Source organism: Deinococcus sp., assembly GCF_030523985.1.
GTDB lineage: Bacteria > Deinococcota > Deinococci > Deinococcales > Deinococcaceae > Deinococcus.
In genome coordinates this window covers 1-14,230 of record NZ_JAUNHK010000073.1, presented here as the reverse complement: position 1 = coordinate 14,230, position 14,230 = coordinate 1, and the positions used below count along the sequence as shown (strand labels likewise).

At 63.4% G+C, this 14,230-nt stretch carries 11 protein-coding genes and 1 tRNA gene; all 12 read right to left on the bottom strand.

All coding sequences use genetic code 11. From position 1 onward, the window contains the following. On the bottom strand, positions 1-1,502 hold a 1,502-nt coding region (locus tag Q4C89_RS10715), incomplete at its 3' end, for a glycine--tRNA ligase (RefSeq protein WP_303102603.1). Positions 1,503-1,847: 345 nt separating this feature from the next. Next, positions 1,848-2,870, bottom strand: coding sequence for a hypothetical protein (locus tag Q4C89_RS10710; protein WP_303102602.1), 1,023 nt, complete (start codon positions 2,868-2,870; stop codon positions 1,848-1,850). Between the two features lie 102 nt (positions 2,871-2,972). Continuing rightward, positions 2,973-3,572, bottom strand: coding sequence for a YcjF family protein (locus Q4C89_RS10705; protein WP_303102601.1), 600 nt, complete (start codon positions 3,570-3,572; stop codon positions 2,973-2,975). A 128-nt stretch (positions 3,573-3,700) separates the two neighbouring features. Beyond that, positions 3,701-3,775: transfer RNA gene (locus Q4C89_RS10700), tRNA-Asn, on the bottom strand. Between the two features lie 123 nt (positions 3,776-3,898). Then, positions 3,899-5,689 carry a M3 family oligoendopeptidase gene (locus tag Q4C89_RS10695; RefSeq protein WP_303102600.1) on the bottom strand — a complete coding sequence of 597 codons (1,791 nt, stop codon included), beginning with the start codon at positions 5,687-5,689 and terminating at the stop codon, positions 3,899-3,901. 68 nt (positions 5,690-5,757) lie between these two features. Continuing rightward, a complete protein-coding gene (locus Q4C89_RS10690) occupies positions 5,758-6,420 on the bottom strand; it encodes a phosphate uptake regulator PhoU (RefSeq protein ID WP_303102599.1) in 663 nt (220 codons plus the stop codon). A 106-nt stretch (positions 6,421-6,526) separates the two neighbouring features. Next, positions 6,527-7,291, bottom strand: coding sequence for a phosphate ABC transporter ATP-binding protein PstB (gene pstB, locus Q4C89_RS10685; protein WP_303102598.1), 765 nt, complete (start codon positions 7,289-7,291; stop codon positions 6,527-6,529). A 44-nt stretch (positions 7,292-7,335) separates the two neighbouring features. Then, entirely contained in the window at positions 7,336-8,229 is an 894-nt protein-coding gene (pstA, locus tag Q4C89_RS10680; RefSeq protein ID WP_303102597.1) for a phosphate ABC transporter permease PstA, read from the bottom strand. A gap of 5 nt (positions 8,230-8,234) precedes the next feature. After that, complete coding sequence (pstC, locus tag Q4C89_RS10675; protein WP_303102596.1) at positions 8,235-9,254, bottom strand: phosphate ABC transporter permease subunit PstC; 1,020 nt, start codon at positions 9,252-9,254, stop codon at positions 8,235-8,237. 271 nt (positions 9,255-9,525) lie between these two features. After that, positions 9,526-10,545, bottom strand: a complete 1,020-nt coding sequence (gene pstS / locus Q4C89_RS10670) for a phosphate ABC transporter substrate-binding protein PstS (protein WP_303102595.1) — start codon at positions 10,543-10,545, stop codon at positions 9,526-9,528. 191 nt (positions 10,546-10,736) lie between these two features. Next, on the bottom strand, positions 10,737-12,599 hold the full coding sequence (locus tag Q4C89_RS10665) for an ABC transporter ATP-binding protein (RefSeq protein WP_303102594.1): 1,863 nt from the start codon (positions 12,597-12,599) through the stop codon (positions 10,737-10,739). Continuing rightward, the coding region (locus tag Q4C89_RS10660; RefSeq protein ID WP_303102593.1) for an ABC transporter ATP-binding protein at positions 12,596-14,230 on the bottom strand (1,635 nt) is incomplete at its 5' end. The genes Q4C89_RS10665 and Q4C89_RS10660, both read right to left, overlap by 4 nt.

The window sequence follows — 14,230 nt, the reverse complement described above, 5'->3', positions numbered from 1 at the left end:
ATCCAGCCTGCCAGCTCGCTAATTTTCACGCGGTCTTGCTCCAGCGTGTCGCGGTGGCGGACGGTGACGGTTCCCTTGAGGCTCTCGTCGGTGTTTTCGCCCAAGCCTACGGTGTCGAAGTCCACGGTAACGCAGTAGGGCGTGCCGATTTCGTCATGGCGGCGGTACGCCTTGCCGATGTTGCCGCTGTCCTCGAACAGGATGCGCCCCAGCCCCAGCCCCTGCAGGGTGTTTTTAATCTGGCGGGCGGTGTCCACCAGTTCGGGCTTGTTGCGGGCCAGCGGAATCACGGCGACCTTGATAGGGGCGAGGTGGGGTCTGAGCTTCAGCACGATGCGCTCGTTGCCATTCTCCAGCGTCTCCTTGGTAAACGCTTCGCTCAGCACGGCGAGCATGGCGCGGTCCACGCCCGCCGAAGGCTCGATGACGAACGGCACTACAGGCTTGTTGGTTTCGGGGTGGGGAATGGTCAGCTTGGCGATGGAGTCGTTGTTTTCCTCGACCTTGGCGACGAGGCCCAGCTCGCTCTGCGATTTGGTGTGGCTTCCCAGGTCGTAGTCGCTGCGGTTGGCGATGCCCTCAATTTCCTCATGGCCCAGCGTGGGGTAGTCGTACATCAGGTCGTAGGTGCGCTTGGAGTAGTGCGCCAGGTCTTCTTTGGGCACATCCAGAATCTCGATTTTGCCCCGCGGCACGCCCTGGTCTTCCCACCATTTCAGGCGTTTTTCCAGCCAGTGCTCGTGCCACTCCTCGTCGGTGCCGGGCACGACGAAGAACTCGATTTCCATCTGCTCCAGCTCACGCACGCGGAAGATGAAGTTGCGCGGCGTGATTTCGTTGCGGAATGCCTTGCCGATCTGCGCGATGCCGAAAGGCAGGCGGCGGCTGGTCGAGTCCACCACGTTCTTGAAGTTGGTGAAGATGCCCTGCGCGGTTTCGGGGCGCAGGTAGCCATAGGATTCATCATCCGCCACCGGGCCGATGGTCGTCTTGAACATCATGTTGAAGGGCTTGGGTTCCGTCCAGTCGCCCACTTCGCCGCTGAAGGGGTCACGCACACCCGCTTCCTTGAACGCCGCCGAAGCCTCGGCAGGTTTGGCGTTCAGCGCAGCCACCAGCGCGGCGAAGTTGTCGGCGTCCTCACCCATGATTTCGGCCACTTTCTTCTGCACGTCGGCCTTCTGGTCTTTCAGCAGGTGATCAAGGCGATACCGCTTGTTGTTCTTCTTGTTGTCGATCATCGGGTCGCTGAAGGTCGCCTCGTGGCCCGAGTGGCGCAGCACCATGCGGTGCATGATGATGGAGGCGTCCAGCCCTTCCATGTCGTCGCGCTCGTACACGTTGGAGCGCCACCACGCGGCCTTGATGTTGTTCTTCAGTTCCACACCCAGCGGGCCGTAGTCATAAAACCCTTGCAGGCCACCGTAAATTTCGCTGCCCTGAAAAATAAAGCCCCGGCGTTTGCACAAGCTGACGAGTTCTTCCATTGAGGTTGCGGGCATCTTGGCTCCTTTCAGTCGCTGATGATGGTCAATGGTTGATGGGGAAAGGATTTTTCTATCAACCATCGACCATCATCAAAAAAAACGTCCCGGACAAGTCGTTGCCGACCTATCCGGGGACGCACGGGACATGCGCGGTTCCACCCCAGTTCTGGCCCTCGCCAGCACCTTTCAGACCTGTTCTGGCTCCCCGCTGCCCTTCCCGCGTCTCTAACCCCGCCTGACTCTCACCGTCTCAGGCTCGCTCGTGGGTGATGTTCGCGGTACTCCTGCGGTTCAACGCCTGCGCCTATTGTGGCGTGTCGCGGGGCAGAGGGTCAAGGCAGTCAGGCAGGCAAGCCTGTCTCAGCGCACGAGGGGCAGGCCCAGGTTGGTGGGCAGCACCACCCATTTTTCTTCCTTGGGAAAGCCGGTCGAGAAGATGAGCTTGCCCAGACGTGGGTCATTGGGGTTGAGGGTGTACTGCTGGGTGATCTTGTTCCAGCCCTTGGCGAGCGACAGGCGGAAGTCGAGCGTGGTGTTCACGTTGGTCGTCCGGGGACAGGACAGGCTTCCTTCCATGTTGACTGCGTTCGTCGCGTAGACCAGCGCACCGGTGTACAGATAGGAGATTTGCTTGACCTGCCCGCCGATATCCACAGGGGTGGGCGGCAGCACGTCGACCGGCGCAGCGACCCCGCTCCGGGTGGCCGCGACCTCGGCATGGGCGAGTGCGAGTCGGGGGGACGTGTTGGCGGTGGCGGCGTTCGCCACGACTTTGCCCGTGCAGCCCTGGAGTCCCGTGAAGGCATACAGGTTCTCCGGAGTCGCGGCGGTCAGCAGGCCGTTTGCCGGGTTGAGCAGCGTCATATCGAATTTGCCGTCGGCAGCCAGCGGCCCACGCGCCACCACCGTGCCGCCCACCTTGAGCAGCATCTCGCCCTGACCCCCTTTCCAGAGGGCCGTCTGCAAGGGGTAGTCCAGGCTGTCGGCGTCGTACAGGGTGCCGCTCAGTCGCGTCAGTCGGGGCTTGAGGTTGGGGGTCAGCTCCAGCGTGTTGCTGAAATCACGCCCATTCTTGGTGTAGGCCACGGCCTGGTAGATGGCCTTACTGTTGTCGTTGACCTCGTCGCGCCAGGTGTAGGGAGCGGTCGTGTCTTCGCCCAGCACCTGACTGTTGCGGTAGAACACGACCTTTTGCACGTCGGTCAGTCCCTTGAGGTCGACACTCAGCTCCAGAAGTTCGTCGTTGAGAATGACCTCGCCGCGCTCTTTCTCGCTCAGCAGGGCGATGGTGGCCGTGTCTGGCTTGACTCCTTCCGAGGGAGAATTTCCACAAGCTGTCAGTAAGAGGCCCAGACCTAGACAAAAGAGTGAAATTCTTGGCATGGCTCAGGGTAGTACGAAATGGGGCCGCAGACGTGAAGGCCGGGAGAAAAAAGCAAAAAGCCGACCAGGAGGAGGTCGGCCAGGTGGGGAGAAGTATGGCGCTCAGGAGGAGCGGTTGCTGTCGCGGTTGCCTTCTTCGAGGCTCTTGCTCTTTTCCTCGGCGCGGCGGCGCAGCTCGGAGGCGAGGTCGCTGAAGTCTTGCGGGCTGGGCAGCACCCGGCGCGACTGGGCCTTGGACTCCTGAATCACCTGGGTCTGCTCCTTGCGGTTGGCTGGGGGCAGGCCGAGGGCGCGGCGCTCGAAGTGGTTCTGGGCGATGCGGCCAAGCGCAAAAGTCCAGCCGTAGACGGCAGGGGCAGTGATCAGGCCGCCAATCAGCGGAAGGGCCATCTTGGCGACGCCGCGCATGACCTGCCGGGCCACCATGCCGTAAGCGAGGGTCGCGCCGAGTTCCTGGGCAATCTCGCGGGCACGCTCAGGGGTGACGTCGAAACCGTAAATCTTGCCGATGTGCAGCACCATCTTGGCCTGCACAGGCGTAATCAGGAGCGTGTCGGCGAAGGGAATCGGTTCGGCGGCAATCGCGCCGGAGAGCAGCGCGGCACTCTTGACGACTTGTTCGACGTTTTCCTCGGGGCTGAGGTCGGAGTCCACATCGAAATTGAAGTTGTCGAGCACCTGTTTGACGAGTGGGGGCAGCATGAATGGAGTGTATAGCGCCCGCCCATTCACGCGGCGCAGGGTGTCTTTATACGGAATTGCGGATTTGCGCGGCCTGCGTCGCCGATAAGCAAAGAAAAATCCCCGCCATCTGACGGGGACTTTCTGTCTGGCTCGGCAGGTTGGGGTCGAACCAACGACCGTCCGATTAACAGTCGGATGCTCTGCCACTGAGCTACTGCCGAATACCTGTGGTGGCGGGCCGTTTCCGGCGCGAGAGGGATAGTAGCATGGCCCCCCGAATCGTGCAAGTGTGGGCGCAGCGGTCCTGAGAGGCGTCTAGCCAGGACCGTCGCGCCCCCGGCGGCTCAGCCGCGCACGGCCCGCTCGTAGTCGTCAATCTGGCGGCGAATCAGGTTCAGGCTGCCTTCCCAGAAGTCCGGCGCGTGCAGGTCGATGCCGAAATCCTGCGCCAGCGTGCGGGCGTCGGCGAGTCCGGTGCGGCTGAGCAGGTCGTCGTAGCGGCGCTGAAACTCGGCTTCCTGACCCTGGGCGCGGGCCTGCTCGTACTGCGCGTAGAGGCCCAGCCCGAACAGCAACCCGAAGGTATAGGGGTAGTTGTAGAAGGTGGAGCCGTAGTAGTGCGGCTTGACGGCCCACATGTAGGGGTGCAGCGTCGCCAGCACGTCGCCGTAGCTTTCGCGCTGCGCTCCGGTCATCAGGTCGCAGAGTTCCTGGGCGGTCAGGTCGCGCTCGGCCCGTTTCTCGAACACGGCCCGCTCGAACAGGAAACGGCTGTGGATGTCCACCACGACCTGCGCGTGTCCCAGCAGTTGCGTTTCGAGGACGTACAGCTTCTCCGGTCCCGTCGCCTGTGCCAGCGCCGCGTTCTGCACAATCGTTTCGCAGAAGATGGAGGCGGTTTCGGCCAGCGTCATCGGGGTCTGCTTTTGCAGGGGCGTGCGCTCGGCCTTGACCAAGTTGTGGTAGCCGTGCCCGAGTTCGTGGGCCAGGGTGGACACGCTGTCCAGGCTGGGGCTGTGGTTCATCAGGATGCGGCTGGCGTCGCCCTGCCACCCCATGCAGAAGGCTCCGCCGCGCTTGCCGTCACGCGGCCCGGCGTCCACCCAGTCCTCGGCAAAGGCGCGGGCAGCGAAGTCGCCCAGCTTGGCCGAGTAACCCCGGAACTGCTGCTCCACGAACTTCGCTCCGGCCTGGTAGGTCCACTCGGTCTGCGATTCGCCCAGCGGCGCGAACAGGTCCCACCAGTCCAACCGCTCCTTGCCCAGTGCACGCGCCTTGGCCGCGAAGTAGCGGCGGAAGTCCGGTAGCGACCGCACCACCGCGCCCTGCATGGCGTCCAGCGTGGCCCGGTCTATGCCGTTGCCGAGCAGACTGACTTCCAGCGGCTCCGCGAATCCCCGGCGGCGGGCCAGCGTGCCGCTCTCGCCCTTGACCCCGTTCATGCAGGCGGCGGTGACGGTGTCGCTCTCCTGCCAGACCTTCAGCTCGGCGTGGTAGGCGTCGCGGCGCACCGCTTCGTCGGGGTCGGTGGCGAGGGCCCGCAGCGCCGTGACGGGCAGGCTTTCGCCCCTGTACTCGCCGCGCAACTGGCTGGTGAAGTTGCCGTGCAGCTTGGCCCAGCCGCCCGCGCCGCTCGGACGCAGCAGGGCGGCCAGTTCTTCCTCGGCGGGCGACATCTGGTGCCGGGCGTAGCGCACAGACAGCCGCAGGAAATGCTCGTGGCCCCGCAGCGTCTCCGAACCGTCCAGCAGGGCCTGAAGTTCGGGGTCGCTCAGGTCGCCCACCCAGGCGGTCAGGCGCGAGTGCAGCGGCCCCAGCGGCAGCGCCAACGTGGTCAGTTGACCCATCTTCTGCTGGGCCAGGGTGTCGCGGCTGTCGGTGGACGTAAAGGCGTTGATATATGCCCGTATTTGCCCCAGTCGCCGGGTCAGGTCGTTGAGCTGGTCAAGGGTCTGCGCCAGCGCCCCAGCGGTCACGGCGGCCCCGTCCTGGCGAATGTCCAGGCGGTCGAACAGCCTTTCCAGTTCGCCCACGTCGGTGCTCAGGGCTTGAAGGTCGCTCTCGAAGCGGACGTCGTCCAGTCCGGCGTAGAGGTCGTCGGTTCTCCAGCGCGGCATCTCGGTCAATGGTGTCATTGGCTCAAGTCTAGAGCGCCGGGGAAAATCCGGCCTCTGCCAAATCGCGTAGGGGAGAGGACAGGGCGTCAGTGCAGGGGCAGGTTCGCGCGTCGGTTCTGGGTCGTCATCAATGTTTCCAGCCGCTCGGCCACATTCACCAGATGGTCGCCCAGCCGCTCCAGGTTGCGGGCCATGCGTCCGGCGGTCAAGGCCACCTCGTTGTCTTCGGGGCGCTCCATCAGGCGGGTCAGGCTGGCGCGGTGCATCTGCTCGTAGAGCGAGTCCACCTGCTCGAAGTCGATTTGCATGACCTCGCGGGCGGCGCTCAGGTCGCGCTCGGCAAAGGCGTAGGCGAGGCGCTCGACCATTTCGGAGAGCAGCCGAATCAGGGGCAGCAGGTCTTGCAGGGTGGCGCTGCGGGCGCGGGGGGCGTAGGTTTCCATATCGCGGGCCACGCTGAAAGCGTAGTCACCGACCCGTTCCAGATTGCCGAGGCTGCGGAAGACCATCAGGTGAAAGGCCAGCTCCGATTCACTCAATCCGGCAGCGAAGGCGGCGAGGCAAGCATCTTCGATTTCGTGTTCAAGGGCATTGGTCTCGGCTTCCAGAATCCTGGCCCGCGCCGTCAGGCCCGCGAATTCGGCCCGTTCGTCGGCGTCGCGGATGGCGCCGAGCATTTCCAGGATGATGCTCAGCATCCGCAGAAAGCGGGCTGTCACCGTCTGGGTGGGGTGAAAACGCTCAGGCATAGCCGAAGTATCCCAGCGGGATGTGATGCCGGGGTCAGGAGAGTGGCCCTACAACGAAAAAGGGGAGCCTGGACCACGCCAGACTCCCGCTGCAAAGAAGAAGACTTCAGCCGAAACGGCCCGAAATGTAGGACTCGGTGCGCTCGTCCTTGGGGGACTGGAAAATCTGCTCGGTGGGGCCGTGCTCGACCAGGTCACCGACCAGGAAGAAACTGGTGGTGTCGCTCACGCGGGCGGCCTGGTGCATGTTGTGGGTCACGATGATGATGGTGGTCATCTTCTTGAGGTCGCCCATCAGGTCTTCGATTTTGGCGGTGCTGGCGGGGTCGAGCGCCGAGGTCGGCTCGTCCATCAGCAGAATCTCGGGTTCGACGGCCAGGGCGCGGGCGATGCATAGGCGCTGCTGCTGCCCCCCCGACAGACCCGTCGCCGGGGTGTTGAGGCGGTCATGGACTTCGTCCCAGAGGGCCGCGCCACGCAGCGAACGCTCGGCCACCTGCATCAGGTGGTCACGGTTCTTGATGCCCGCAAGCTTGAGGCCCGACACCACGTTGTCGAACACGCTCATGGTGGGGAAGGGGTTGGGCTTCTGGAACACCATGCCCACACGGCGGCGCATGGCGACCGGATCAACGTTGGCACCGTAGATGTCTTCGCCGTCAAGCAGAATGCTGCCCGTGACCCGCGCACCGGGCGTCAGGTCGTGCATGCGGTTGATGGCCCGCAGGAAGGTGGTTTTGCCGCAACCCGACGGCCCGATGAACGCGTTGACGGTGCCGCGCCGCACATCCAGATTCACGCCTTTGACGGCCTGCTTTTCGCCGTAGTAGATGCTCACGTCTTTGGCACTCAGAAGATAAGGACTGGTCATAAAGCTCCTTGAAAATGACTGGGGCAGGAAGAGGACGGGTGAAGTTACTTGCGCGAGCCGAAGCGGCGGGCGAGCATGCTGGTCACGAAAATCATCAGAATCAGCAGCAAGGCTCCGGCTTTGGCGAGCCGCTGGTTTTCGTCGTAGGCCGAGGTGGCTCCACGGTAGATTTCCAGCGGCAGCGCACTCATGGGCTTGAGGGGGTTGGTGTTGACCAGGTTGTTGCCGAACGCCGTAAAGAGCAGTGGCGCCGCTTCGCCAGCCACGCGGGCAAGAGCCAGCATGACCCCGGTGATGATGCCCCCGGCGGCGGCAGGCAGCACGATTTTCATGGTAACCAGCCACTTGGGCAGACCCAGGCCCAGGCCCGCTTCGCGCACGGTGGTCGGTACCAGTTTCAGCACTTCTTCGGTGGTGCGCACCACGATCGGAATCATCAGGAAGCCCAGCGCCAGCGAACCCGCCAAGCCACTGAAGTGGCCCATCGTAAGCACCATCAGGCCGTAAGCCACCAGACCCATCACGATGGCGGGAATCCCGGCCAGCACGTCGCTGAGCATCCGGATGGTGGGCATCAGTTTGTGGCGCGGGTACTCCGAGAGGAAAATGCCGCCCGCCACGCCCACGGTCACGCCGATGACCGAGGCCAGCGCCAGCATTTCCAGCGTGCCCAGAATCGCGTTGAGCATGCCGCCGCCCGTCTCGCCTTCAGGAGCGGGAACCTTGGTGAAGAAATTGAGGTTGGCGGTGCTGAGGTCGCCGTTCTGAATGCCGAACATGGCGGTGAAGCCTTCCTTGAGCAGGTAGGCGAAAATCAGGATCAGCGGGGCGACGACCACCAGGGTCGCCAGACCGATCAGGATGCTCATGACCAGATTGGTGGTCTTGCGGCCCGCGCTGAGGTTCTCGGTACGTTTGACAGTGTTGGTCGTGGTCATGCTGCTCACAGCTGAATCCCTTTGGGCGTGAGGCGCGTGATGATGATACGGGCGACGTAGTTGACCAGCACGCTGAGGATAAAGAGCGTCAGGCCGAGCGTCACCACGCTGGAACGGTGCAGGGTTTCCTGCGCGTCACCGAACTGGTTGGCGATCACCGAGGCCATGGTAGCCGAGTTGCCCCAGAAGCTTTTGAGGAGATCCTGGCTGTCGCCGATCACCATCGCCACCGCCAGCGTTTCACCGAGGGCGCGGCCCAGGGCCAGAATCACGCCACCCATGATGCCTGCGCGGGCATAGGGCAAGATGGCGCGGCTGATGACTTCCCACTTGGTCGCGCCCAGGGCGTACATCGCCTCGCGCTGGTCTTGCGGCACCAGACGAATCACGTCACGGGCGACGGAAGCGGTGTAGGGCAGAATCATGATGGTCAGGATGATGATGGCGAGGGCCAGACCGCGCCCCGCGCCCCCGTCGGGCACGAAGAAGCACTGCATCGGCGTCTGTCCGTTGGCCCACAGTTCCGAGCAACGGGTGAACTGCGCGAAGCGCTCGGGGTAGTTCTCCTGGTCGAAGAAAGTCTGCTGCCACCTGGAGAGAATCGGCGCGATGGCGAACAGGGCGAACAGACCGTACACCACGCTGGGCACGGCGGCCAGCAGTTCGATGAGGTAGCCGACGGGGTTGGCGAGCCACTTGGGAGCGTATTCGGCCACGAACAGCGCACTCGCAATCGCCAGCGGCACGCTGATAGCAAGGGCCACCACACTGGTCAGCAGGGTCCCTACAATCATGGAAACTGCGCCGAACTGACTTTCGACGGGGTTCCAGGTGCGGGTGGTGAAGAAGCTCAGGCCGAACTTTTGGAGGGCGGGCCAAGACTCCTTGGCGAGCTGATAGATGCTCAGGACGAAAATCAGGGCAATGATAGAAGCGAGCAGCAGAATGACGATCTCGAAGACTCGGTCACTGCTGCTCGACAGGCGGCTGGACAGCTTGGGCGGTGGCTTGACGGGTTCAATCATGGTCGGAAACGTCCTCCATAGGCTGCGTGACAGTTGACAAGCCCAAAGTCAGCCTCACGTCAGGGCGTGAAGTTGCTCACCAACTGACCCGGCCTTTCTGGGGTCGGTGGTGAGGTTGATCAGCCGGAGCATGAATACAGAGTGGTCTGAAAAGGTGGTTCCGTAAAAGAAGGGCAGCCCTCACTTCGGAGAAACTGCCCTCAGGTACATGCTCAGTTTTGGGCTTCCCGTCACCTGGAGGGAACATCCGGGCCGGGAAAGTCAGCGTGGTTTAGAGCTTCTTGCCACCGTAGTTCATGCTGTTGATGATGTTCTTGGCCTTGTTCGCCACGCCAGCGGGCAGCTTGGCGTAGTCCAGACCTTCGTTGTACTGCTGGCCGGTGGTGACCATGTAGGTCAGCAGGTTCTTGAGGGCCTTGGCCTGAGCTTCGGTGCGGCTGCCGTACTTCTGATCCTGGTAGAAGATGACGTAGGTGAAGCTGGCGATGGGGTAAGCAGCGGCGTTGGCGCTGTTGGTGATGCTCACGCGGGTGTCGGCGGGGATGACCACGCCTTCAGCGGCCTTGGAAGCGGGGCCGTTGTCAGCCACGATGAACTTGCCAGCGCGGTTCTTGACTGCGCCGTAGGCCAGCTTGTTCTGCTTGGCGTAAACCAGTTCGACGTAGCCGATCGCGCCGGGGGTGGACTTGACCACGCCAGCCACGCCGTCGTTGCCCTTGGCGCCGGTGCCGACGGGCCACTGGAGGCTGTTGCCCGCGCCGACCTTGCTCTTCCACTCGCTGCTGACCTTGCTCAGGTAGTCGGAGAAGACGAAGGTGGTGCCGGAGCCGTCAGAGCGGCGGGCGACGGTGATGGGCAGGGGGGGAATGGTCACGCCGGGGTTGAGCTTCTTGATGGCGGGGTCGCCCCAGGTCTTGATCTTGCCCAGGTAGATGTTGGCGAGGGTAGGGCCGTCGAAGTTCAGGGGCTTGCTCACGCCGGGCAGGTTGTAGGCAGGCACCACGGCGCCGATGGCGGTGGGGATGTGCAGCAGCTTGCCGGGAGCATCCTTGAGCTGGGCGTCGGTCATGGGGTTGTCGCTGCCCGCGAAGTCCACGGTGCGCTCCAGAATCTGCTTCTGGCCGCTGCCCGAGCCGACGGACTGGTAGTTGACGTTGGCGCCTTTGTACTCGGCGAACATCTTGGAATAGAGGGGGTAGGGGAAGCTTGCACCCGCGCCCGTGATGGCGCCTTGGGCGGAGGCGGTGCCGATGGTCAGAAGGGCGCTGAGGCCCAGAAGGGTCTTCTTCATGGCTGCCAGTGTGTGGGGGCTGTGTCAGCCGGGCGTCACTGGTTTGTCATGGGCTTGTCATACCGGCCGACGCTCAAGCCCCGCGTCAGGATGCTCACGGACGCGTCAGTTTGTGCTCAGTTCCCTCATCTTGAACGGCGAAAAGCGCCCCAGCCGAGAAGCCGGAGCGCCTGCGTTTTCGCGGTGTCGTCTCAATCTGCCGCTTCGCTGCCCGCGTACTGCAACTGGTTCAGTTTGGCGTAGTAGCCGCCCTTGGCGAGCAGTTCGGCGTGGCTGCCCTGCTCGATGATTCGGCCCCGGCGCATCACGATAATTCGGTCGCAGTGCTCGATGGTGCTGAGGCGGTGGGCGATGATGATGCTGGTGCGCCCCTGCATCACTTTTTGCAGCGCGTCCTGAATGCGAAGTTCGGTTTCGGTGTCCACGTTGGCGGTGGCTTCGTCCAGCACCAGCAGAATGTCGGGGTTCTGAATCAGGGCGCGGGCAAAGGCCAGCAGTTGCTTTTGGCCCGTGCTGAGGGTCGCGCCGCGCTCACGCACTTCGGTCTGGTAGCCGTGTTCCAGCGAGAGGATGTAGTCGTGCACGCCGACGTACTGGCAGGCTTCCACCACCCGCTCGTGGGGAATGTCAGGGTTGTTCAGCGTCAGGTTGCTCTCGATGGTGCCCGCGAATAGAAACACGTCTTGCAGCACCACGCCCACATGTCGCCGCAGGTCGTGCTGGGCAAGGTCGCGCACGTCCACACCGTCGACCCGCACCGCGCCACGCTGCACGTCGTAAAAGCGGCTGACGAGTGAGGTCACGCTGGTTTTGCCCGCGCCCGTCGCGCCGACCAGCGCCACGCTTTCGCCAGGGCGGATGTGCAGGTCGAAGTCGCGCAGAATCCAGCGGTCGTCGGTGTCGGGCGTCTCGGCGCTGACCCCCTCGTTGTAGGCGAACCACACGCGGTCAAAGTCCACCTGACCCCGGAAGTTTTCCAAGCGCTGGGCATTCGGCTTGTCGGTGATTTCCTCTTCGGTGTCCAGCACGCCAAAAATGCGCTCGCTGCTGGCGGTGGCGGCTTGCAGGTTGTTGAACACGTCCGCCAAGTCCTGAATCGGCTGAAACAGTTGCTGCGTCCACTGCACGAAGGCAAACAGCGTCCCGACCGAGATGGCGGCGGCGGCTCCCGCGCCTACCGCGTCGGCTCCCAGGATTTGCCGCGCCGCGAAATACAGCACCAGCGCGATGGCGAGTTGACCCAGCACGGCCACCGTGGGCATAAACAGCGAGAACCATTTGACCGAATTTTCCAGCGAACCCAGCAGGGCGCGGTTGGAATGCTCGAAGTCCAGGGCGCTGCGGCGTTCGCGCCCGAACAGTTGCACCGTCAGCATCCCCGTGATGTTTTCGTTCAGCTTGGAGTTGACGATGGCCTGCTGGGTACGTGTTTCGCGGAAGGCTTCGCGCAGTTTGCCGCGAAAGAAGTTGGTGGCGAAAAACAGGAAAGGCAGCACCGAAAAGGCAATCAGCGCCAGCTGCCAGTTAATCGTGAGCATCACCGTCATGAACACCAGAATCAGGAAGGTGCTGGTCAGCATGGAAATCAGCCCGCCCGTGATGAACTGGTTGATGGCGTCCACGTCGCTGGTCACGCGGGTAATCAGGCGGCCCACGGGGTTTTGGTCAAAGTACCGCAGTTGCAGGCGTTGCAGCTTGCCGAACACGTCGGCGCGGATGTCACGCAGCACGTTCTGGCCCAGGTAGCCGACCGCCAGGGTCGAGAGGTAAGTCAGGCCGAATTCCAGCACCCGCAGCCCGATGTAGCCCGCCACCACCAGCGTCAGCCCCTGGTACAGCGCGGCGGCGTCCAGGTTGGTGCCCTTGGTGTACGGCACCAGATAGTGGTCAATCGCGTAGCGTTGCAGCAGCGTGGGCAACGGCTGAAGCGCCGCCGTCAGCAGGGCCAGCAGCACGCCGCCCGTCGCCAGCGCCTTGTACGGCCCGAGATAGCTGATGATGCGGCGCGTCAGGTTCATGTCGAAGCCCTTGTCGTAATCCGAACCCTGGGTCATGCCTTCACCTCCTGCGGAAGGGTGGAACTGTTGGTCTGATTGCTGGTGTTTTCGCCTTCACCTTCATTGTCCAGATCGCTGGCGAGGCGTTGCAGGCGTTCGAGTTCGGCGTAGTGACCGCCCAGCGCAATCAGGTCGTCGTGGGTGCCCTGCTCGGTGATGCGGCCTTCTTCCAGCACCACAATCTGGTCGGCGTGGCGCAGGGTGCTGATGCGGTGGGCCATCAGAATGACCGTGCGGCCCTGGGCCACCTGCCGCAGCCCGTCGATGATGCGCCGCTCGGTTTCGGTGTCCACAGCACTCAGCGAATCGTCTAGAATCAGAATCTTGGGTTCGCGCACGATGGCGCGGGCGATGGCGGTGCGCTGCCGTTGCCCGCCCGAAAGGGTCACGCCGCGCTCGCCCAGCATGGTGTCGTAGCCGTTGGGGAACTGTTCCACGTCGCCCGCCAGCCCCGCCAGCCGCGCCGCCTCGCGCACCCGTTCGGGGTCGGGGTGCTGTGGGATGTCGGGCATTTTGGGCAGCCCCACCACGCTGACGCCCGTGGGCACGGCGGGCAATTCGGCATTGTCCAGCCCGAAGCCTATGTTGTTGGCGATGGTGTCGCTGAACAGGAAGGGTTCTTGCGGCACCACCGCAATCGCCGAGCGCAGGTTGTCCACCGAGTAGCTGCGAAGGTCGTGCCCGTCCAGCCGAATCACGCCGCTGGTGGGGTCCATGCTGCGGGTAATCAGTTGGCCCAGCACCGTTTTGCCGCTGCCCGTCGGCCCGGTAATACCCAGGAACGTACCTGCGGGAATGTGCAGGTCGATGTCGCGCAGCACCTCGGTGTTGCCGTAGCTCAGCGAGACGTGTTCGAAACTCAGGTCGCCGCGCTGGGGTTTCAGCGTGGGGTCGGTGCGCCCAGGTTCGTCATGCACCAGCGGGGCCGCGTCCAGCACTTCCCGCAGCCGCAGCCACGACGCCAGCCCGCGCTGGGTCACGCCCGTAATCCAGCCGACCATCAGCATGGGCCAGGCCAGGCGCTCTATGTACAGCAGAAACTGCGTCAGCATGCCCACCGTAAAGGTCGCGTCGGGCCGCAGAATCAGCCGCCCCGCCACCAGCAGAATCAACCCGAAGGCAATCCCAATCAGCAGGTTGCTGAACGACCTCAGCGGGCCGTCCACCTTGATCAGGGCGATGTTGCGCCGCAGCAGTTCCAGGTTCATGGCGCGGTAGTCCTCAATCTCGCGGTCTTCTATGGCGTAGCCCTTGACCACCCGCGCCCCGCTGAAGTTTTCCTGCGCTTTGGCGGCAATCAGGCTGTTCTGCTCCTGCGCGGCCTTGTGACGGGCGTTGATCAGGCGGGCCATGTACGCCAGCAGCGCCACGATGACAGGAATGACCGCCACCACGATCAGGGTCAGTTGCCAACTCAGGCGAAACATGACGGCGAAGGCCGTAATAAAGCCCGAAATGATGTTGACGATCTGCCATGCCCCGAAGCCCAGCATTTCGCGCACGGCCCCCAGGTCACCCGTCAGGCGGTTCATCAGGTCGCCCGTGCGGGCGCGGTCATAGTAATTTTTGTCCAGCGTTTGCAGGTGGGCGAACACGTCGCGCCGAATCTCGTACTCGGTCTGACGCGA

Coding starts and splice junctions, on each gene's coding strand:
- Q4C89_RS10710 (WP_303102602.1), bottom strand. CDS start 2,870: ATGCCAAGAATTTCACTCTTTTGTCTAGGTCTGGGCCTCTTACTGACA.
- Q4C89_RS10705 (WP_303102601.1), bottom strand. CDS start 3,572: ATGCTGCCCCCACTCGTCAAACAGGTGCTCGACAACTTCAATTTCGAT.
- Q4C89_RS10695 (WP_303102600.1), bottom strand. CDS start 5,689: ATGACACCATTGACCGAGATGCCGCGCTGGAGAACCGACGACCTCTAC.
- Q4C89_RS10690 (WP_303102599.1), bottom strand. CDS start 6,420: ATGCCTGAGCGTTTTCACCCCACCCAGACGGTGACAGCCCGCTTTCTG.
- pstB (WP_303102598.1), bottom strand. CDS start 7,291: ATGACCAGTCCTTATCTTCTGAGTGCCAAAGACGTGAGCATCTACTAC.
- pstA (WP_303102597.1), bottom strand. CDS start 8,229: ATGACCACGACCAACACTGTCAAACGTACCGAGAACCTCAGCGCGGGC.
- pstC (WP_303102596.1), bottom strand. CDS start 9,254: ATGATTGAACCCGTCAAGCCACCGCCCAAGCTGTCCAGCCGCCTGTCG.
- pstS (WP_303102595.1), bottom strand. CDS start 10,545: ATGAAGAAGACCCTTCTGGGCCTCAGCGCCCTTCTGACCATCGGCACC.
- Q4C89_RS10665 (WP_303102594.1), bottom strand. CDS start 12,599: ATGACCCAGGGTTCGGATTACGACAAGGGCTTCGACATGAACCTGACG.